The organism is Streptomyces xiaopingdaonensis (genome assembly GCF_000262345.1).
Lineage (GTDB): Bacteria > Actinomycetota > Actinomycetes > Streptomycetales > Streptomycetaceae > Streptomyces > Streptomyces xiaopingdaonensis.
Map to the genome: position 1 here is coordinate 1 of NZ_AJTQ01000202.1, position 21,151 is coordinate 21,151.

The window sequence follows — 21,151 nt, forward strand, 5'->3', positions numbered from 1 at the left end:
CTGCCGGCGCCCGACGCCTGGTTCGCCGCGTTGATCAGCGAGGCGAGGAACATGCCGCCGACGGCCGCCATCGTGCCGGCGATGGCGAAGACCGAGATCCGGATCAGCGGGACGTTGATGCCGGCGCGGCCCGCCGCCTCGCTGCTGCCGCCGACCGCGAACACCTTCCGGCCGTAGACGGTGCGCCGCAGGACGAAGTCACCGAGGACGACGACCGCCACGAAGATCAGCACCGCCAGCGGCAGCCCCTTGTACTGGTTGAAGACCGCGGCGGCCGCGAAGACCGGGATCGCCAGCAGCACGGTACGCAGCACGACCTCGCTGAGCGGACGGCTCGGCACCCCGGCGGCCTTGCGGCGCCGCGAGTCGAGGAGCGAGGCGCCGAGGAAGACGACGACGCTGAGGAGCGCAAGCCCGTACGCGGCCGCGACGTCGCTGAAGTAGTAGTTGGTGAGCTTCGCGACGAGGCCGTCGGCGTCGAGGTTGATCGTGCCGTTGTCGCCGAGGATGTAGAGCATCAGGCCGTTCCAGCCCAGCAGCCCCGCAAGGGTGACGACGAAGGCGGGCACTCCGACCCTGGCGAAGAAGAAGCCGTGCAGCGCACCGGCCGCCGCGCCGGTGAGGATCGCCAGTACCAGCGCGAGCGGTTCGCTCATCCCGTTGTTGATGTTGAGCACGGCGAAGACCGCGGCCGACATCCCGCTCACGGAACCGACGGAGAGGTCGATCTCGCCGAGGATCAGCACGAAGACGATGCCGACGGCGATCAGTCCGGTACCGGCGCTCTGGACGAAGAGGTCGCTGAGGTTGTTGGCGCTCAGGAAGGCCGAGTCCATCGACTGGAAGACGACCGCGATCACGATCAGACCGATGATGACCGGCATCGAACCGAGGTCGCCGCTGCGGACCTTGCGCCCGAACTCTTCCAGGTACCCCTTGAAGCCGCGCTGCCGCACGAGCAGCCTGGGGTCGATGACGCCGAGTGCGCTCTGCTCCTCGCCGCCGCCCTTGCGGGCCGAAGACGCCTCTTGCGCCGGCGACTTGGCGACGGCGACCGATTCGCCGCCGTCGGCCTGCTGCGGGACCGAGTCCTTGCCGGCCTCGGACTCAGAGGCGTTGCCGCTGCTCACTGCCCCACCTCCGTGGTGCGCGCCTCACGGCGGGTCACGGCGTTCTGCGTGGCACCGGTGATGGCGGAGACAATCTCTTCCTGCGAGGTGTCGGCCACCTCGAACGTGCCGTTGTTCCGGCCGAGCCGCAGTACCGCGACGCGGTCGCTCACGGCGCGCACCTCCTCCATGTTGTGGCTGATGAGGATGGTGCCGAGGCCGCGGTCCCGGAGGCGCTCGACGAGGTCGAGCACCTGCGCGGTCTGCTCGACGCCGAGGGCCGCGGTCGGCTCGTCGAGGATCACCACCTTCGGCTCGCCGAGCAGCGAGCGGGCGATGGCGACCGTCTGCCGCTGGCCGCCGGAGAGCGAGGCGACCGGTATCCGGACACTGGGGATGCGGATCGACAGGGTGGAGAGGAGTTCGCGCGCCTTGCGCTCCATCTCCACCTCGTCGAGGAGGCCCCCGTTGCGGAGTTCGGCGCCGAGGAAGAGGTTGCCGACGACGTCGAGGTTGTCGCAGAGAGCGAGGTCCTGGTAGACGGTGGCGATCCCCAACTGCTGGGCGTCGTGCGGCCGGCCGATCTGCACCGGCCTGCCCTCCCACTCGACGGTCCCCTCGTCGGCCGGGCCGACGCCGGCGATCGCCTTGACGAGCGTGGACTTGCCGGCGCCGTTGTCGCCCACGAGAGCGACCACCTCGCCGGGGTGGATCTCCAACTCCACGTCGGTGAGCGCCTGTACGGCACCGAACCGCTTGGAGACTCCGCGCAACGCCAGCACGGGCGTAGCGGACACGTGCATCAACTCCTTCGCCGCCTGACCGGCGGGGCGTGCTGTCCCGCACCCCGCACCCGCGGCGGGGTGGAGGCGGGTGCGAGGTGCGGGACGGTACCGGGTGGCTCCCTCGGGAGCCGGTGTGCGGCGTCGGGCCGCAACGGACGCGTCAGATGCCGGCCTTCTTGCAGGCGTCGGCGAACTTGTCGGTGCAGATCTCCTTCTTGGTGAAGAAGCCGGGCTTGCCGACGTACTTCTTCACGTCGTCCTTGGTGAGCGGGAGCGGCTTGACGATCTTCGTCGGCACGCCCTTCTCGGACTCGCTGTCCGTCTTCGACGTGGCCACCGTCTCGGCCTTCTTCCCCTGCGCGAGCGCGACGGCGAACTCGGCCGCCGCGTTCGCCTCGGGCACGTACGGCTTGTAGACGCTCATGAACTGGGTGCCCGTGAGGAGCCGCTGCACGGCGTTGAGTTCGGCGTCCTGGCCGGTGACCGGCGGCATCTCGTCCTTGGCGTAGCCGGCGCCGCGCAGGGCCGTGATGATGCCGCCCGCCATGCCGTCGTTGGCCGAGTAGACGCCGACGATCTTGTCCTTGCCGAGTGCGGCGAGGGCGCCCTTCATGTTCTCGTTGGCGTTGGCTGGCGCCCACTCCTTGGTGTCGTAGGACTTGCCGATCTTGACCTTGCCCTTGAGGACGGAGAGCGCCCCGTCCTTGTACATCTTGGCGTTGGGGTCGGTGACGGCGCCGTTCATCATGACGATCTGGCCCTTGTCGGCCTTGTCGCCGAGCTCGTCGAGGAGCGCCTGGCCCTGGATCTTGCCGACCCTGGCGTTGTCCACCGAGGTGTACGCGCTGATCGGGCCCTCCGCGAGGCGGTCGAAGGCGACGACGGGGATACCGCTGTCGTCGGCCTTCTTCACGGAGGCGGCGATCGACTTGGCGTCGACCGCGTCGACGATGAGCGCGTCGACCTTCTTGGCGATCATCGTGTCCGCCTGCTGCTGCTGGACGGAGGCGTCCTGCTTGGCGTTGGTGTAGAGGATCTTGGTGTCGTCGCCCGCGAGTTCCTTGATCTTCTTCTCCATCAGCGGGCGGTCGAACCGCTCGTAGCGTGCCGTCTGGTTCTCCGGCAGCAGCAGACCGATGGTGAGCGGGCCCTTCTTCTTCTCGCCCTTGTCGTCCGAGCCGTCGCCGGACTCGGCGGCGCTCCCGCACGCCGCGGTGGCGAGCGCGAGCGAGACGGCTACCGAACCGAGGGCGACATGACGCAGCTTTGCGTTCACTGGGGTACCTCCCTGACGGGGCCGTCGTTGCGGCCGAGGTGGCCAGAAGTCAACTCGTAGCGGAGGCAGCCGTCAATAAGTAAATCATTAACGAGACGGCAACGATGCCATTCGTTATGGCTGTGAAGACACTCAACTCTCCTGTCCACGACGGCGGTACGGGCCGCGCCCACGCCGCGGACCGGCGTCGCCCGCCGGCTCCCCCGGGGCCCGACGAGCCCCGTGCGCACGTTGGTCGGGCACACCGAACCGCCCTCCGACGCGACGCCGAAGGGCGGGCGGCGGTGGTCCTCAGACGGCGGCGGCGTCCCGCCCCCCGAGGGGCGCTGCGGCGTCGGCCGCGGCGGTGTCGGCATCGTCGTCGGCGTCGTCGGTGTCGTCCTGCGGCCGCCGTGCCGCGGGGAGTCCGGCCGCCGCGTCGAGGAGCGTCGCGTCCCCCATCTCGTTGAGCACCAGCGCGAGCGCCCCGAGCACCTCGGCGCGGCCGCCCAACGTGCCCGCGGCCACCTGGAGTTGGCGGGCCGCGCTCGGGATGGCGTAGCGCGCGACCGAGTCGCGCACCGGGTCGAGGACGAGGTCGCCGGCCTCCGCGAGGTCGCCGCCCAGCACCACGACCGCCGGGTTGAGGAGGTTGCAGAGGTTCGCCACGCCGCTGCCGATGTGCCGCCCGATGTCACCGACGACGCGGCGGCACCCCGGGTCGCCCTCGCGTGCGAGCTGTACGACACGGGCCATCGTCAGGTCGGTGCCGTGGCTGGAGTGCAGGAGCGGCAGGACGTACCGGGCCGCGGTGAAGGTCTCCAGGCAGCCGCGGTTGCCGCAGCGGCAGACGGGGCCCGACTCGTCCAGCGTGATGTGCCCGATCTCGCCCGCCGTTCCGCCGGGGCCGCGGTAGATCTGGCCGTTGATGACGAGGCCGGCGCCGACGCCGCTCGCCACCTTGATGTAGGCGAGGTCCGCGGCGCCCTTGCCGTTCCCCCAGACCTGCTCGCCGAGGGCGCCGAGGTTGGCGTCGTTGTCGACGTAGACGGGGAGGCCGAGGCGCGCCGACAGCTCCTCGCGCGGGTTGGTGCCGCGCCAGCCGGGCAGTATGGCGGTCGAGCCGAGGACGCCCGTCGCGATGTCGATCGGGCCGGGGACGCCGAGCCCGACGCCGATCACCTTCCACGAGGGGACGCCGGTGTCGGCGACGAGCCGCTGCACGAGGCGTTCGGCGCGGTCGAAGCCCTGCGCGGCGGAGGCGTCGACGTCGATCGGCGCCGACTCCTCCGCGAGCACCTGGTGCGCCAAGTTGCCGACGGCGACGCGCAGATGGCTGTGCCCGAAGTCGACGCCGACGACGATGCCCGCGTCGCCGCTGAGCGAGATCGCGCGTGCCCGCCGACCTCCCGAGGAGGTCGGTGTCACGGTGACCGTGCCGCCGTCCTTCAACTCCCGCACGATGTTGGAGACCGTGGCGGCGGAGAGCCCCGTCCTTCTGGCGATCTCGGCCTGCGTGAGCGAGCCCGACATCCGAACCGCCCGGATCACCCGCTCAAGGTTGGCCCGGTGCAGCGAGGACTGCGAGCCCGGCGTCTCCACCACTGATCCACTCCCGCCTGAAGGTCGACGTACGCGCACCAAGAACTGCCCCCGCCGGCGCGGCCCGGCGCGCAAGGCGGTCCACGCCCGGGACGGGACGGGCTCGAATCAGGGACTGTGTCCACTAGTTGAACTCTAAGAAGAGCCTGAGCCGCACCGCCCGTCAAGGGCTTGAGCACAAGGGAACCACAACAGGTCGGCCCCCGGTGCTCATCAGGGCGGATTCTACGGAAGATGAGCACACGGCTCCGGGCCGCCCCGCGCGTGCGGGACGGCCCGGAGCGGCCCCGGAACCAACCGGACCGCGACGGCCGCTACTTCACAGAGCCGGCGGTGAGTCCGGAGACCACGTGCCGTTCGATGAAAGCGAACAGGATGATCACCGGGATGATCGCCACCACCGAGGCGGCGAAGAGGTAGTTCCACTGCACGGTGTAGTTGCCGATGAAGTTGTTGATGCCCACGGTGAGCGGCTGCTTGTCCGCCTCGGTCATGAGCGTCAGCCCCATGACGAACTCGTTCCACGAAGTGATGAAGGTGAAGATCACAGCCGTCACCACGCCGGGGAGCGCGAGCGGGAGCGTCACCCGCGTCATCGCGCCGAAGCGGTTGAGCCCGTCGACCATCGCCGCCTCCTCCAACTGCGCCGGGATCGACCCGATGTAGGCGGTGAGAATCCAGACCGCGAAGGCGAGGTTGAAGGCGGCGTTGGTGAGGATCAGCGTCCACACCGAGTTGAGCATGTCGAGCTGGTGGAACTGGCGGTAGAGCCCGACGAGGAGCGCCGTCGGCTGGAACATCTGCGTGACGAGCACCAGCAGCAGGAACGCCTTGCGCCCGCGGTACTTCATCCGCGCCGTGTAGTAGGCGGCCGGCAGTGAGACGAGGAGCACGAGCAGCGTCGCGCCTCCCGCGACGAGCAGCGTCACCCGCAGGTTGTCGGCGAGCGCCGACTCCTTCCAGACGTCGATGAAGTTCATCCACTCGAAGTCGGAAGGGAGGTAGGTGCGGTCGCGCAGCTCGTCTGAGGGCCGCAGCGCGGTGACGATCATCTCCAGGTACGGAGCGAGGAAGACCGCAGCGAGCAGCCAGGCGCACGCGGCGACCACCAGCGTACGGGGCCTGAACTTTCGCTTGGGCGGGGGCAGTCGGCGCGGCCGGCTCGGGGTCTCCGGCTTGGTCGCGGTCGCCGTCGTCACGCGTCCTCCTCCTTGTTCCATCCGCTGACCTTGAGGAAGACCAGCACGAGCACGACGACCATGCCGAAGTTGACCACCGACATCGCAGCGGACTCCGCGATGTCCGTCTCCTTGAGCTGGAACATGAAGACGGTGGTCGTCGCGGTGTCGCTGCCCGGGCCTCCCCTGGTCATCGCCCAGATGATCGGGAAGGAGTTGAAGACGTTGATGAGGTTGATCACCACGCCGACGAGGAAGGCCGGCCTGAGCATCGGCAGGGTGATGCCCGTGTACGTCTGCCAGGACCCGGCACCGTCGATACGCGCGGCCTCGTAGACGTCCTCGGGGATCGTCTGGAGCCCCGCGAGCAGCGTGTACGTGGTGAACGGCAGCGAGACGAAGACTGCGACCACCATCATCCACGGCCAGGCGGTGCCCGGGGTGCCGAGCCAGTCCTTCGAGCGGTCGATGAGGCCGAGGTCGAGCATGAGCGTGTTGAGGACGCCGGCGGTCTGGTTGAGCATCCACTTGAAGCCGACGGCTGTCATCAGGACGGAGGCCGCCCAGGGGGCGATCAGCGCCCAGCGGGCGATCCTTCGCCCGGGGAAGCGCTGGTTGAAGAGCTGCGCCAACGCGAGCGAGATCAGCATCGTCGCGGAGACGACCACGAGCGTCCAGACCACGGTCCAGAGCAGAACCCCGGCGAAGCTGGAGTCGTCGAAGAGCTTGCTGTACTTGTCGAATCCCGCACTGCCGCGGACGACACCGGCGATGCTGATGTTGAGGAACGACGTCCGGACCAGCTCGAGGATCGGCCAGATGACGACCGCGAAGATGAGCAGGACGGCAGGGGCGATCCACGGAAGCGGGCCGAGGCCGGCCGGGCCGCGACGGCGGCCCGGCGCGCCGCGGTGCCCGCCCGGCCCCCGGCTCCTGCTGGCCGGGGACACCGGGGCCTGATCAGGCACGTTTTCTCCTTGCGGTGCAAAGGGTGCGCGGTACGGTCACTTGTTGGCTGCCGCGTCCTCGGCCTTCTTCTGCAACTCGCCCAGCACCTTCGCGGGGTTCTCCTTGACCGCCTTGCCGCCGTTCTTCTTGATCTCGGCGGAGACGACGTCCCAGGCCGGGTCACCGAGCGGGTAGAACTTGGCGTTGGGCAGCGCCTCGAAGAAGGGCTCCAGGTCCTCGTGGTCCCCGCTGCTCTCCATCTCGGCGAGAGTGTCCTTGGTGACGGGCATCAGGTTGTACATCTCGTCGAACTTGAGCATGTTCTTCTTGCTGAACGCGAAGTCGAGGAACTTCTTGATCTGTTCCTGCTTGCCGTTGTCCTTGAAGGCCATCATCCAGTCGGCGACGCCGAGCGTGGACTTCAGCGGGCCGTTCTTGCCCGGGATCGGCGCGACGCCGTAGTCGACCTTGCCGTCCTTCGCCATCTCGATCAGCGTCGGGTGCCCGTTGAGCATCCCCGCCTTGCCCGCCGCGAAGTCGGCGAAGGCCGTCTTGCGGTCGGTGGAGGCCGGGTTGGAGTAGGTGAGCCCCGGCTCCACGAGGTTCTTGCGCAGCCAGGTGAAGGTCTCGGCGTTGGCCTTCGAATCGAGGGTGTACTTGCCGGAGGCGTCGGTGTAGGCGCCGCCGTTCCCGAGCTCCCACATCATCGTCTCGCCCTGCGCCTCCTCGGGGCCGAGCGGCAGTGCGTAGGGGGTGTCCGCCTCGCCGGAAGACTTGATCTTCTTTGCGGCGTCGGCGACCTCGTCCCAGGTCTTCGGAGGCTCCTTGATACCGGCCTTCTTGAATATCTCCTTGTTGTAGAAGAGGTTCCGGGTCGAGGAGACGAAGGGTATGCCGTACTGCTCGCCGTCGACCTCGCCGGCCTCCGCGAAGGTCTGGATGAAGTTCTTGCGCGTCTTCGGGGAGAGGACCTCGTCCGCCTTGTACAGCAGGTCGTCCGCGACCTTGTCGGCGTAGCCGCCGGTCTGGAGGATGTCCGGAACGTTGCCGCTCTGGATCATCGTCTTGACCTTGCTGTCGATCTCGTTCCAGTTGATGACGTCGACCTCGACCTTGAGGTCCTTGTTCTGCTTCTCGAAGTCCTTGGCGACGGCGTTCCAGTACTTCTTCGACGCGTTGGACGCCTTGTCGCCGTAGTCGGCGGCGACCAGCTTCAGCGTGTTCTCGTCCGAACCGCCTCCGCTGTCACCGCCGCACGCGGTCAGCCCCAGCGCCATCGCGAGCGCCGTCGCACCGGTGACCGCTACTCGTCTGTTCATGGTGGTTCAACCCTTCGACCTCGGTGTCGACTTGCCCGGAATGCGCGACCTCCGCTTCCGCGTCGGCGCCGACACTACAGACGCGGAAAACGACTGCAACAGGTCTAGGCCACTTTCGTGGCCAAGCTGAAATAGCCTTCTACCAGCGGGACTTGACTATTCCAAGATCACTTCAGCGCTCCCGCGGTCAGACCTGCCTGCACCTGCCGCTGGAAGACGATGTAGACGACGAGAACGGGCACCATCGCGATCGTCAGGCCGGCGAAGAGCGCGCCCCAGTCGCCCCCGTACCCCTGCGAGATGGCCAGGGTGGCGAGACCCTGCGGCAGGACGTAACTGCTCTCGTTCTCGTTGTTGAGCAGCAGGGGGAGGAGGTACTGGTTCCACTGGCCGAGGAAGTTGAAGATGCCGATGCTCACGAGCCCGGGCTTCGCCATCGGCAGCATCACCTGGAAGAACGTCCGCACGTGCGAGGCGCCGTCGATCTGCGCCGCCTCCTGGACGCCCGAGGGGAGCGTCTGGAAGAAGGAGGTGAGGAAGAAGGTGGTGAACGGCAGCGAGTAGGCGATGTACGCGACGATCAGCCCCGGACGCGTGTCGAGCAGCGACAGGTTGTCCATGATCGTGAAGAGCGGCACCAGCGCGAGGATGATCGGGAACATCATCCCGCCGGCGAAGAGCAGGAAGACGGCCCGGTTGCCCGGGAAGGTGAACCGGGCGATCACGTACGCCGCCATCGCACCGAGGAGCATCGTGCCGGTGAGCGAACCGGCGAGGATTATCAGGGAGTTGAGCGCGTACTTGCCGATGTTGGCGTCGAGCCACGCGTTGGTGAAGTTCTCCCACTGGAGCGAGGTGGGGAACCCCATGGGGTCGCCGAGGATCTCCCCCGACGACCGGAAGGCGGTGATCACCACCCACAGCAGAGGGCCCGCCGCCATCACGACCCACACCACGAGGAAGGCGTGCGAGAAGACGTTGAGAACGCGGCCGTGCGCGGGCCGCTCCCCCTCGACGCCCGAACTCCCGGCCCCGCGGGGGCTGTCGGCTCCGTCCGGTGCGACCTGGACCTGTGCGCTCATCTCTGCCGCTCCCCGCTGTCGTTCAGTACTCGATGCGCTCACGCCGCCCCACCCGCATGACCAGCAGGGAGAAGACCATGCTCAGCACCAGCAGCACCACGCCGATGGCGGTGGCGTAACCGAGCTGGCCCTCCTGGAACTTGTTGTAGAGGTAGACGGGGGTCACCTTCAGCGCATGCTTCGGGACCATGATCAGGGTCACCGCGAAGGCGTCGAGCGCCTGAATCCCCATGTAGATCCAGCCCGTTCGGACGGTGTCCCAGATCAAGGGAAGGGTGACCTTGAAGAAGGTGGTGGCGCGCCCGGCGCCGTCGAGCAGGGCGGCCTCGTAGATGTCGTTGGGGATGGCGCCCATCGCCGCGGAGAAGAGCACCACGTAGAAGCCCACGAAGCTCCAGGAGAGCACGACGAGGGTCGCGCCGAGGGCGAGCTTGTAGTCACCGCCGAGCCAGCTCTGCTCGGCGCCCTCCAGCCCTACGCCGCCCAGCACGCCGTTGAGCAGGCCGCTTCGGGAGCTGAAGACCCGCTGCCAGATCACCGCGATGATGGCGATCGAGAGCACCTGGGGGAAGAAGTAGACCACCTTGTAGAAGGAGGAGCCGACGACTCCGGATATCGCCTGGTTCCTGCGGTGCCGCCCGCCCGCGGTGATCATGTAGGCGAAGAAGATGCCGAGCGCCAACGTCACCACGGGCGCGATGACGAGCAGCGTGAGGCTGGTGACGAGCGAGTCCCAGAACTTCTCGTCCGACCAGAGCTTGGTGTAGTTGTCCAGTCCGACGAAGTTGGCGGTCGCACCGCCCGTCCAGTCGGTGAAGGAGTACCAAATCGCCTGGAGGAACGGCGAGATGACGAATATCGCGTAGAAGACGAGCGGCAGCAGCAAGAACCACGCCACGAAGCGGTACTTGTCGATCGTGCGGTACCTGCGGTCGTACCTCACCCGCTCAGGTGTGAACCGCGGAGGCACCAACACGGAGGCGACGAACTGTAGTTGCTCGCCGAGGGAAAGCCGGCGCCACCGCACGTACGGCTGCGCCTCCGGCCGCTGTGCAGCCGGTCGCTCCTTAGTGTTCACGACGCTCCGATCCCCGCTGCTGCCGCTCTTTATCCCTCTCCGCGCGGACCTTGCCCGGAGAGGGGGAGGTACGCCGTCAGTCGGCGTGCTTGACCTTGGTGACGTCCGGGTCCTTGGCGACCCGGTCGAATGCCTTCTGCAACTCGGACGTCGCCTGCTTCGGGGAGAGTTCGGCCTTCATGAACTTCCCGGCCACGGCGTTGAAGTCGTCGTCGAAGAGCGTGCGGTACCACTCGCGGAAGAAGGCGATCACGACGTTGTCGCCCGCCGCCTCGATCGCCTTCTGCGAACTCTCCACGCCGGGCGGCAGGTCGAGCCCGTCGATGGCGCCCTTGACGGCGGGGATCGAGGACACCTCCTTGAAGAAGTTGCGCGCCGCCTGCTTGCTGAACATGGCGCGCATGAACTCCAGCCCGCCCTGGAGGTTCTGCGCCTTCGCCGGGACGACGAACGGCTCTCCCGGAGGCGCGTAGAGCGTGGTGGCCGGCAGCTTGCCCTTGGCGTCGACCCCGGGGGGCGCGGCGACGGACATCCGGAAGTCCTTGGGCGTGGTGTCCTTCGCCTCGTTCTCCACCCAGGAGCCGTTGGGGATGAAGACGGCGTTCCCCTTCGTCCACTCGGTCTGGGACTCCACGTGGTCGAGACCGTCCGACTTGGCGAGGATGTACTTCTTCGCGATCAGTTCCTCGTACGCCTCGAAGACGGAGAGGACGGCGTCGTCCTTCCAGGCGTTCGGCTCCAGGTTGTCGATCGCCTTGATGACCTTCTGCCCGCCGGCCTGGGCGATCATCGAGTACATGCCGAAGAAGACGTACCGCGGGTGCTGCCCCGCGTACGTCCAGCCGGCGATCCCCTTCGACTTCGCCTTCTTGCACAGGGCGAGCATCTCGTCCCACGTCTTGGGGTACTCGGCCTCGAGCGTCTCCGAGAGCATCTTCTCCGAGTACCAGAGCCCGTAGACGGTGGAGGCGATGTTCAGCTGGTAGCACGCCTCACCGCCGAACTGGCCCATCTCCACGACGCCCGGCACGAGGGTGTCGCGGACCTTGACCTTCGGGTCGTCCCAACTCGGCGCGTCCAGCAGCTCGGAGACGTCGGCGACCTGCTTGTTCTTGACGAGGGTGCCGATCTCCATGTTGTCGGCACCGGAGTTGTTGACGACGTCGGGCGGGTCGCCCTTCACCAGGCGGGGCTGGATCTGGGTGGCGATCTTCTCGGTGGCCTTGTGGTCCACCTTCGCCTCCGGGTGCGCCTTGGAGTACATCCTCTCGACGTACTTGGCGTACTCGTCGTCGTATCCGCCGTTGAAGATGTAGACGGAGAGCGGGGCGTCCTCCTTGACGCCGAGCGGGTTCTGCGCCGACTTCTCGCCCTTCTCCGCCTTGTTCTCGTCGCCACCACCGGTCGCACAGGAGGTGAGTGCTCCGACGGCGGGCACCGTCAACAGGCCCGCGGCGCCGGCACGTTTGATGAGGGCACGCCGGTTGACGCTGATCGATCCCATGCTCAAGTCCTCGCCTTCTGTAGGACTCAGGCGGTGTACCGGTCTCCCGTCGATCGCCCACCGGCGAAGGGCCCGACACCGCGGGTCAGTTGGGGCGCGGGCGGTGCAGGTGCCGTCCCGTGCGTCCTCGTACGAATGGTGCAGGTCGTGCAGTGGCCTCGTGTGCGCCCCTACGGGCGGCCGTGCGGTCCGCGCGGGCCCGTCCGGGGTGCGGACAGGTATAGTCCACTCCGCGCCACTCCGGCAAGATCGAATGCCTGATTGCCCGGCACTCTTTCCCGAGTTGAGACCTGCGCCGCCCGCAGAAGCGAACTCCTGCTCCTCCGCGGGGTGTTCGCGGAGTCGGCACCGGTCCCGCACACCCCCTCCCTCCACCCCGTACCGCGCCGCCACAGAAGCGGTGCCCCGCATCCTGGAGAGCTTCCGCGCACCGCGCAACCCCGGTACCGCGAGCGCGGCAGGACACCTTGACAACCTCACCGCGACGCACGTTACTTGGGCGTTGCGCTCCCCCAACTGACAACGTTGTCGGACACCTTGAGAGGCTCGCGTGCGACTCAGACCCCCAACGCCACGCTCCCGAAGCCCGATCCCCCGCCACCACCGCCGCACGGGGACCGCCCGCCCCCGGCGCCCGCTTCGCGCGGTGGCGCTCCTCGCCGTCGCGGCCGTCGCGCTCACCACGCAGGGCACCGCCGCCGTCGCGGCGCCGGAGCCGCAGAGCCAACCCACCCGCTTCCACTCGTCGTTCGAGACCGACGACCCCGCGCCCGACTGGCGCGACGCCCCGGAGGAGGGCCCCGACGGCACCCCGCGCACCGGTGGCCTGAGCGGGCCGATGCACACCCGCGTCGGCGACGGGCCCAGCGAGTCCCCCACCGCCAAGACCGACGCCGGCTTCACCGGCAAGCACGCACTGCGCTACGCAGGCAACCACACCGCGGCGAAACGCGGTTGGGCCTACAACAAGGTCTTCGACACCCGCGTGCGCGTCACCCCGCGCACCGTCCTCAGCTACCGCCTCTTCCCCGAGATGCCGGAGCGGGACGGGCGCTACCCCGCCACCCACGCCGCCGTCGACCTCGCCTTCACCGACGGCACCTACCTCAGCCAACTCGGCGCCACCGACCAGCACGGCGCCGGGCTCAGTCCGCGCGGGCAGGCGAAGTCGAAGACGCTCTACGTCAACCAGTGGAACCACAAGGAGGCCGCCCTCGGCCAGGTGGCGGCCGGCAAGACCGTCGAGCGCATCCTGGTGGCGTACGACTCGCCCAAGGGCAAAGCGGAGTTCGGCGGCTGGGTCGACGACATCGCGCTCGCGCCGGAGCCTCCGGCGCAGACCAAGAAGCACCCGAGCGACCACGTCGTCACCACCCGCGGCACCAACTCCAGCGGCTCGTTCTCGCGCGGCAACAACATCCCGGCGACGGCCGTACCCAACGGCTTCAACTTCTGGACGCCGGTCACCAAGGCCGACTCCACCGACTGGCTCTACGAGTACGCCGCCGGCAACAACGACGACAACCTGCCCAGCCTCCAGGCGTTCGGAGCCAGCCACGAGCCGAGCCCGTGGATGGGCGACCGCCAGACGTTCCAGGTCATGCCGAGCGCGGAGAGCGGCGCACCGCCGGCAGAGCCCGAGAAGCGGGCGCTCCCCTTCCGTCACGAGAAGGAGAAGGCCGGACCGCACCACTACGGCGTCACCTTCGAGAACGGCCTGCGTTCCGACATCGCGCCGACCGACCACGGCGCCATGATGCGCTTCCGCTTCCCCGCGGGCGACGCCTCGCTGATCTTCGACAACGTCGACGACCGCAGCGGCCTCACCCTCGACACCGAACGCGGCGTCGTCACCGGCTACTCCGACGTGAAGAGCGGGCTCTCCACCGGCGCCACCCGGATGTTCGTCTACGCCGTCTTCGACTCCCCCACGACGGGCGGCGGTTCGCTCAACGGCGGCGGCTCCCCCGACGCCGGGTATCTGCGCTTCGACGCGGGCGCCGACCGCACCGTCACCATGCGCATCGCCACCTCCCTCATCGGAGTCGACCAGGCGAAGGCGAACCTCCACGACGAGCTCCCCGCCTCCGCGACGCTGCGCGGGACCGCGCACAAGGCGCAGCAGGAGTGGGACGACATCCTGGGTCGCGTCGAGGTCGAGGGCGCCACCGAGGACCAGCTCACCACCCTCTACTCCAACCTCTACCGGCTCTACCTCTACCCCAACTCCGGCTTCGAGAAGGTCGGTTCGCGCTCGCGGTACGCGAGCCCGTTCGCGAAGGCGGAGAAGCCGGACACGCCCACCGAGACGGGCTCGAAGATCGTCGACGGCGAGGTCTACGTCAACAACGGCTTCTGGGACACCTACCGCACCACCTGGCCCGCCTACTCGCTGCTCACGCCCAAGCGCGCCGGGCGCATGGTCGACGGCTTCGTCCAGCAGTACAAGGACGGCGGCTGGATCTCCCGCTGGTCCTCGCCCGGCTACGCCGACCTGATGACCGGCACCAGCTCCGACGTCGCCTTCGCCGACGCGTACGCCAAGGGCGTCGACTTCGACGCCGAGGCGGCGTACGAGGCGGCCCTGAAGAACGCCACCGTCGCACCGCCCGACTCCGGCGTCGGCCGCAAGGGCATGGAGACCTCGCCGTTCCTCGGCTACACCTCGACGGAGACGGGCGAGGGCATGTCCTGGGCGCTGGAGGGCTACCTCAACGACGCCGGCATCGCCCGCATGGGCAAGGCGCTCCACGAGAAGACCGGCAAGAAGCGGTACCTGGAGGAATCCCGCTACTTTCGCAACCGCGCGCAGAACTACGTCGAACTCTTCGACGAGCGCGTCGGGTTCTTCCAGGGCCGCGACGCGAAGGGCGAGTGGCGCCTCTCCCCCGACGAGTACGACCCGCGCGTGTGGGGCTACGACTACACGGAGACCAACGGCTGGAACTTCGCGTTCACCGCACCGCAGGACACGCGCGGACTCGCCAACCTCTACGGCGGCCGGGAAGGACTCGCCGACAAGCTCGACGAGTACTTCCGCACACCGGAGACCGGCGAGGAGAAGTACTCCGGCTCCTACGACGGCATCATCCACGAGATGACCGAGGCCCGCGACGTACGCATGGGCATGTACGGGCACAGCAACCAGCCCGCGCACCACATCGCCTACACCTACAACGCGGCGGGCAAGCCCTGGAAGACCCAGGAGAAGGTCCGCGAGGCCCTCTCCCGTCTCTACCTGGGCAGCGAGATCGGCCAGGGGTACGCGGGGGACGAGGACAACGGCGAGATGTCCGCCTGGCATCTCTTCTCCGCGCTCGGCTTCTACCCGCTCGTCATGGGCGAGCCCGAGTACGCCGTCGGCTCACCGCTCTTCACGAAGGCGACGGTCCACCTGGAGAACGGCCGCGACCTCGTCGTCGAGGCGCCGAAGAACAGCGCGAAGAACGTCTACGTACAGGGCCTGAAGGTGAACGGGAAGGAGTGGAGCTCGACGGCGCTCCCGCACGATCTCCTCGCGCGGGGCGGCAAGTTGGAGTTCGACATGGGCCCGAAGCCCTCGCGCTGGGGCACGGGGAAGGACGCCGGACCCACCTCGCTCACCAAGGGCGACGAGGTACCGAAGCCGCGCGCCGACGTCACCGAACCGGACGGCGGCCCGCTCCTCGACGACACCTCGAAGTCGTCGGGCCGGCTCGACGGGACGCCGATGCGCGTCGCCGACGGCGCCGAGGTGGACTCGTACACGCTCACCTCGTCCGACGCCGGCAAGGCTCCGGACGGCTGGGTGCTCCAGGGCTCGGACGACGGGAAGGAGTGGACGACGGTCGACCGGCGCGAGCACGAGTCCTTCGCCTGGGACCACCAGACCCGCGCCTTCACCCTGCCGCACGGGGCGGAGCACAAGCGCTACCGCCTCGTCCCGACGAGCGGCGGCCGGACCCTCGCCGAGGTCGAACTCCTCGGCTGACCTTCCGGGAGGGCGGCGTCCCCTTGGGGCGCCGCCCTTCGGCGTGCGGCGGATCCTCCCCTAATGCGAATCCAGGAATCGTATTGGATAAGTTGTTCTTGTGCGCCTGACGAAGAGCACCGACATGGCACTGCGCATCCTGATGCGCCTCGCCGTGGCGGACGGAGACGAGTCGACCACCCGGGAGGTGGCCGAAGCCGTCGCCGTCCCGTACACGCACGCGGCGAAGGTCGTCACCCGCCTCCGCCACCTCGGCGTCATCGAGGCCCGACGCGGCAGAGGCGGGGGGCTCACCCTCACGCAGGTCGGGCGGACCGGCTCGCTCGGCCGGCTCGTCCGCCAACTGGAGGGCCAGGGCGACGTCGTCGGCTGCGAGGAGGACCCGCCCTGCCCGCTGCGCTCCGCCTGTCGACTCCGGTCGGCGCTGCGCAGCGCCCAGGACGCGTTCTTCGCCGCGCTCGACCCCCTCACGGTCGAGGAGCTCGTAGCCCCGCCGACCGGCCCCGTACTCCTCGGCCTTCCGCTCCGCTCGCCGAGCTGAAGGCCCGGGCCACCGCACCCGCACGGCCGACCGCACCCCGACTCCGCACCCGACCGCCCGCTAAAAGAAGAATCCAAGACTCTGATTTGAGGTCCTCGTGCTGTCACCGAAATCCACCGAGACCGTCCGCGCCACCCTCCCCGCGGTGGGCGCCGCCATCGGCGACGTCGCCCCGCTCTTCTACCGCAAGCTCTTCGCCGCCCACCCCGAGCTGCTGCGCGACCTCTTCAACCGGGGCAACCAGGCGACGGGCGAGCAGCAGCAGGCGCTCGCCGGCTCGGTAGCCGCCTTCGCCACGGCCCTCCTCCGCAACCCCGACTCCACCCCGGAGGCGCTCCTTTCGCGCATCGCGCACAAGCACGCCTCGCTCGGCATCGCCCCCGCGCAGTACGAGGTGGTGTACAGACACCTCTTCGCCGCCCTCGCCGAGGTGCTCGGCGACGCCGCAACCGACGAGGTGGCCGAGGCGTGGACCGAGGTGTACTGGCTCATGGCGAACTCCCTCGTCGCCATGGAGTCGCGCCTCTACGCCGAGTCCGGCACCACTCCCGGTACCGTGCTCCGCGACCACATCGTGGTGGCACGGCGCGCCGAGACGGAGACGGTCGCCGTCTTCACCGTCCGCCCTTCGGACGGCAGCGCACCCGCCGCGGCCAAGCCCGGCCAGTACGTCTCCGTGCAGGTCGAACTCCCCGACGGAGCCCGGCAGATCAGGCAGTACAGCCTGGTCTCGGCGCCCGGGGCCGACGGCAGCCTGCACTTCGCCGTCAAGCGTCTCGCCGACGAACCCGCGGGCGAGGTCTCCACGCACCTCCACGACCACGTCGCCACCGGGGACGTCCTCCGCGTGAGCGCGCCCTTCGGCGACTCCGTCCTGGAGGAAGGCGACGCCCCGCTCCTGCTCGCCTCGGCGGGGATCGGCTGCACGCCGCTCACCGGCATGCTCAGCCGGCTCGCCGGCACGGGCACCACGCGGCCCGTCACGGTCGTGCACGCCGACCGCAGCCCGGCCACCCACGCCTTCCGCGCCGAACTGGAGCGGTACGTGGGCGAGTTGCCCCACGCCGACGCGCACATCTGGTACGAGGCACCCGGACCCGACTGGCCCGCGGAGCGCACCGGCTACGCCGACCTCGCGGCGCTCGACGTCCCCCGGGGGACCACCGCGTACCTCTGCGGTCCCCTCCCCTTCATGCGGCAGGTGCGCGGACAACTCCTCGCCGCCGGCGTACGGGCCGCCGACATCCACCACGAGGTCTTCGGTCCCGACCTCTGGCGCGTCGGGGAGTGACTCGCGGGGCGGGGCGGTGCCGGCGTCCCGCCGCCGATCCGCACCATCCGTCGGCACCACGATCGAGTGATCCAACGCCCTTGTGCCACCGGCCATACTGGAACCGCTCGCGCAGGCGCTCAGCACCGCCGACGCCGACGTGGGCACCGTCTTCGCCGAACTCGTCGAAGCCGGCCTGGGAAGCAACTCCCGGGCCCTGGACCAGTGGAGGACCCTCATGCAGACCCTCTCCCCCTTCTTCAAGTCCCAGATCGCCGAGGAGTACGGCCGCGAGAAGCACGAGGAAGGACGCGAGGAGGGGGAGGCCCACGGCCGTGCCCGCTCCCTCCTCGACGTCCTCCACCACCGCAGTCTCACCGTCCCCGACACCGCAGCCGCACACATCCTCGCCTGCAACGACCTCCCCACCCTCGACCACTGGTGGCACCACGCCTTCACCGTCCGCACCGTCGAGGAACTCCTCACCGACCCGGCGGACGGCCGGTAACCGAAGCCGCCCCGCGGACGCCGCGCAAGCGCGTCCCGGTACGCGGCGAGGGCCGCACCCCGGAGGATGCGGCCCTCGTACGGCCGAGGCGCGTGGCTACCGCCGTTGCGGGCTCACTTGCGCAGCAGCGAGCGCAGCACGTACTGCATGATGCCACCGTTGCGGTAGTAGTCCGCCTCGCCGGGGGTGTCGATGCGGACCTTGGCGTCGAACTCCACGCCGGTGTCGGTGGAGACCTTGACCGTCTCCGGGACGCCGCCGTCGTTGAGGGCGGTGACGCCGGTGATCGAGAAGGCCTCCTCGCCGCTGAGGCCGAGGGTCTCCGTGGAGCCGCCCTCCGGGAACTGCAGGGGCAGGACGCCCATGCCGATGAGGTTGGAGCGGTGGATGCGCTCGTACGACTCGGCGATGACGGCGCGCACCCCGAGGAGCGCGGTGCCCTTCGCCGCCCAGTCGCGGGACGAGCCGGAGCCGTACTCCTTGCCCGCGAGGACGACGAGCGGGGTGCCCTGCGCCTGGTAGTTCTGCGACGCGTCGTAGATGTACGAGACCGGGCCGCCGTCCTGGGTGAAGTCCCGGGTGAAGCCGCCCTCGGTGCCGGGGGCGATCTGGTTCCGCAGCCGGATGTTGGCGAAGGTGCCCCGGATCATCACCTCGTGGTTGCCGCGGCGGGAGCCGTAGCTGTTGAAGTCCCGGCGCGCGACCCCGTGTTCGGTGAGGTACTTGCCCGCGGGGGTGTCCGCCTTGATCGCACCGGCCGGAGAGATGTGGTCCGTGGTGACCGAGTCGCCGAGCTTCGCGAGCACACGGGCACCGGTGATGTCGGTGACCGGCTCCGGCTCCATGCCCATGCCCTCGAAGTACGGAGGCTTGCGGACGTAGGTGGACTCCGGGTCCCACTCGAAGGTGTCGCCCGTGGGTACCTGGAGCGCCTGCCACTGGGCGTCGCCGGCGAAGACGTCGGAGTACGACTTCGTGTACATCTCCTGGCCGATGGCCCCGGCGACGACCTCCTCGACCTCCTGCTCGGAGGGCCAGAGGTCCTCGAGGTGGACGGGGTTGCCCTCCTGGTCGACGCCGAGCGCCTCGGTCGTGATGTCGACCTTCATCGAGCCCGCGATGGCGTACGCGACGACGAGCGGCGGCGAGGCGAGGTAGTTCATCTTGACGTCGGGGTTGATCCGGCCCTCGAAGTTCCGGTTGCCCGAGAGGACCGAAGTCACCGCGAGGTCGTTGTCGTTGACGGCCTGGGAGACCTCGTCCGGCAGCGGCCCCGAGTTGCCGATGCAGGTGGTGCAGCCGTACCCGACGAGGTTGAAGCCGAGCTTGTCGAGGTACGGGGTGAGCCCCGCGCGGTCGTAGTAGTCCATGACGACCTGGGAGCCGGGCGCGAGGGTCGTCTTCACCCACGGCTTTCGGCTGAGGCCCTTCTCCACCGCCTTCTTGGCGACGAGCGCGGCCGCGACCATCACGAAGGGGTTGGAGGTGTTGGTGCAGGAGGTGATCGCGGCGACGGCCACGGCGCCGTGGTCGATCTCGTACGTCTTGCCGTCGGGGCCCGTGACCTGGGTCGGCTTCGTCGGCACCCCGTCCGAGATCGCGGGCGCGTCGGAGGCGGGGAAGGACTCCTTGCCCGCCTCGTCGACGTCGACCTCGGTCTCCGGGACGTAGTTGCGCACGTCGTTGCTGAACTGCGCCTTGGCGTCGGAGAGCGCGATGCGGTCCTGCGGGCGCTTGGGGCCTGCGATCGAGGAGACGACCTGGGAGAGGTCGAGCTCCAGGTACTCGCTGTAGACCGGCTCGTGCGCCGCGTCGTGCCAGAGGCCCTGCTCCTTGGCGTACGCCTCGACGAGCGCGAGCTGCTCGGCGGTGCGCCCGGTGAGCTTCAGGTAGTTGATGGTCTCCGCGTCGATCGGGAAGATCGCGGCCGTGGAGCCGAACTCCGGCGACATGTTGCCGATGGTGGCGCGGTTGGCGAGCGGCACCGAGGCGACGCCGTCGCCGTAGAACTCCACGAACTTGCCGACCACGCCGTGCTTCCGGAGCATCTCGGTGATGGTGAGCACCAGGTCGGTCGCGGTGGTGCCGGCCGGCAGCTCACCGGTGAGCTTGAAGCCGACGACCCGCGGGACCAGCATCGAGACGGGCTGCCCGAGCATCGCGGCCTCGGCCTCGATGCCGCCGACGCCCCAGCCGAGGACGCCCAGGCCGTTGACCATCGTGGTGTGCGAGTCGGTGCCGACGAGGGTGTCGGGGTACGCCTGGCCGTTGCGGACCATCACGGTGCGCGCCAGGTGCTCGATGTTCACCTGGTGAACGATGCCGGTGCCGGGCGGGACGACCTTGAACTCGTCGAACGCCGTCTGGCCCCAACGCAGGAACTGGTAGCGCTCCTTGTTGCGGCCGTACTCCAGCTCGACGTTCTGGCTGAAGGCGTTGGCGCTGCCGAACTTGTCGGCGACGACCGAGTGGTCGATAACCAGCTCGGCGGGAGCGAGGGGGTTGATCTTCGAGGCGTCGCCGCCGAGTTCCTTCACGGCCTCGCGCATCGTGGCGAGGTCGACGACGCAGGGGACGCCGGTGAAGTCCTGCATGATCACGCGCGCGGGCGTGAACTGGATCTCCTGACTCGGCTCCGCGTTCGGGTCCCAGCCGCCGACGGCCCGGATGTGGTCGGCGGTGATGTTCGCGCCGTCCTCGGTACGCAGCAGGTTCTCCAGCAGCACCTTCAGGCTGTACGGCAGCCGGGCGGAGCCCTCGACCTTGTCCAGCTTGAAGATCTCGTACGACTCGCCGCCCACCTCAAGGGTGCTGCGGGCGTCGAAGCTGTTCGCCGACACGACAGTCTCCTTCATGCATGAAATTGCGCGTACCACCGCAAATCCTGCCGAAACTGCCCCTTCGATCGACCACCCGGACCCAGCCTGGTTAGGGTAGCCTTACCCGGTGGCGATCGACCCGGCAGTCGCAGTACGCCTCCGACAGATATCTCGATGTCGAGA

General features: G+C 68.8%; 15 protein-coding genes. 4 read left to right on the forward strand and 11 right to left on the reverse strand.

The window, feature by feature from the left end:
* From UWG_RS30210 to ngcE, 10 genes are all read right to left on the reverse strand, one after another.
* A partial coding sequence (locus UWG_RS30210; RefSeq protein ID WP_016908291.1) for a sugar ABC transporter permease occupies window positions 1-1,130 on the reverse strand: 1,130 nt, incomplete at its 3' end.
* Window positions 1,127-1,915 (reverse strand): ATP-binding cassette domain-containing protein, encoded by a 789-nt coding sequence (locus UWG_RS0116315; protein WP_078495669.1) that lies wholly within the window; start codon window positions 1,913-1,915, stop codon window positions 1,127-1,129. The genes UWG_RS0116315 and UWG_RS30210, both read right to left, overlap by 4 nt.
* A 139-nt stretch (window positions 1,916-2,054) precedes the next feature.
* Window positions 2,055-3,170 (reverse strand): substrate-binding domain-containing protein, encoded by a 1,116-nt coding sequence (locus UWG_RS0116320; protein ID WP_016908293.1) that lies wholly within the window; start codon window positions 3,168-3,170, stop codon window positions 2,055-2,057.
* Window positions 3,171-3,461: 291 nt separating this feature from the next.
* A complete protein-coding gene (locus UWG_RS0116325; protein ID WP_033196185.1) occupies window positions 3,462-4,751 on the reverse strand; it encodes an ROK family transcriptional regulator in 1,290 nt (429 codons plus the stop codon).
* A 314-nt stretch (window positions 4,752-5,065) separates the two neighbouring features.
* Entirely contained in the window at window positions 5,066-5,950 is an 885-nt protein-coding gene (locus UWG_RS0116330; protein ID WP_016908295.1) for a carbohydrate ABC transporter permease, read from the reverse strand.
* A complete protein-coding gene (locus tag UWG_RS0116335; RefSeq protein ID WP_016908296.1) occupies window positions 5,947-6,879 on the reverse strand; it encodes a carbohydrate ABC transporter permease in 933 nt (310 codons plus the stop codon). The genes UWG_RS0116330 and UWG_RS0116335 overlap by 4 nt, the downstream gene beginning before the upstream one ends.
* Before the next feature lie 54 nt (window positions 6,880-6,933).
* The gene (locus UWG_RS0116340) at window positions 6,934-8,196 is read right to left on the reverse strand and encodes an extracellular solute-binding protein (RefSeq protein ID WP_016908297.1); all 1,263 of its coding nucleotides are present in this window, start codon (window positions 8,194-8,196) and stop codon (window positions 6,934-6,936) included.
* 167 nt (window positions 8,197-8,363) lie between these two features.
* Window positions 8,364-9,278 carry a carbohydrate ABC transporter permease gene (locus tag UWG_RS0116345; RefSeq protein WP_016908298.1) on the reverse strand — a complete coding sequence of 305 codons (915 nt, stop codon included), beginning with the start codon at window positions 9,276-9,278 and terminating at the stop codon, window positions 8,364-8,366.
* A gap of 22 nt (window positions 9,279-9,300) precedes the next feature.
* Window positions 9,301-10,305 carry a carbohydrate ABC transporter permease gene (locus UWG_RS0116350; RefSeq protein WP_016908299.1) on the reverse strand — a complete coding sequence of 335 codons (1,005 nt, stop codon included), beginning with the start codon at window positions 10,303-10,305 and terminating at the stop codon, window positions 9,301-9,303.
* Window positions 10,306-10,432: 127 nt separating this feature from the next.
* A complete protein-coding gene (gene ngcE, locus UWG_RS0116355; protein WP_016908300.1) occupies window positions 10,433-11,860 on the reverse strand; it encodes an N-acetylglucosamine/diacetylchitobiose ABC transporter substrate-binding protein in 1,428 nt (475 codons plus the stop codon).
* Between the two features lie 646 nt (window positions 11,861-12,506).
* Between ngcE and UWG_RS0116360 the strand changes: the two genes are divergently transcribed.
* From UWG_RS0116360 to UWG_RS30215, 4 genes are all read left to right on the forward strand, one after another.
* Window positions 12,507-15,830 carry a GH92 family glycosyl hydrolase gene (locus tag UWG_RS0116360; protein ID WP_016908301.1) on the forward strand — a complete coding sequence of 1,108 codons (3,324 nt, stop codon included), beginning with the start codon at window positions 12,507-12,509 and terminating at the stop codon, window positions 15,828-15,830.
* A gap of 100 nt (window positions 15,831-15,930) precedes the next feature.
* The gene (locus UWG_RS0116365; RefSeq protein WP_016908302.1) at window positions 15,931-16,371 is read left to right on the forward strand and encodes an RrF2 family transcriptional regulator; all 441 of its coding nucleotides are present in this window, start codon (window positions 15,931-15,933) and stop codon (window positions 16,369-16,371) included.
* 97 nt (window positions 16,372-16,468) lie between these two features.
* Complete coding sequence (locus tag UWG_RS0116370) at window positions 16,469-17,662, forward strand: globin domain-containing protein (RefSeq protein ID WP_016908303.1); 1,194 nt, start codon at window positions 16,469-16,471, stop codon at window positions 17,660-17,662.
* Between the two features lie 82 nt (window positions 17,663-17,744).
* Window positions 17,745-18,149, forward strand: coding sequence for a hypothetical protein (locus UWG_RS30215; protein WP_016908304.1), 405 nt, complete (start codon window positions 17,745-17,747; stop codon window positions 18,147-18,149).
* A gap of 113 nt (window positions 18,150-18,262) precedes the next feature.
* Here UWG_RS30215 and acnA read toward each other — a convergent pair whose 3' ends face one another.
* On the reverse strand, window positions 18,263-20,989 hold the full coding sequence (acnA, locus tag UWG_RS0116380; RefSeq protein WP_016908305.1) for an aconitate hydratase AcnA: 2,727 nt from the start codon (window positions 20,987-20,989) through the stop codon (window positions 18,263-18,265).
* Window positions 20,990-21,151: the final 162 nt, after the last annotated feature.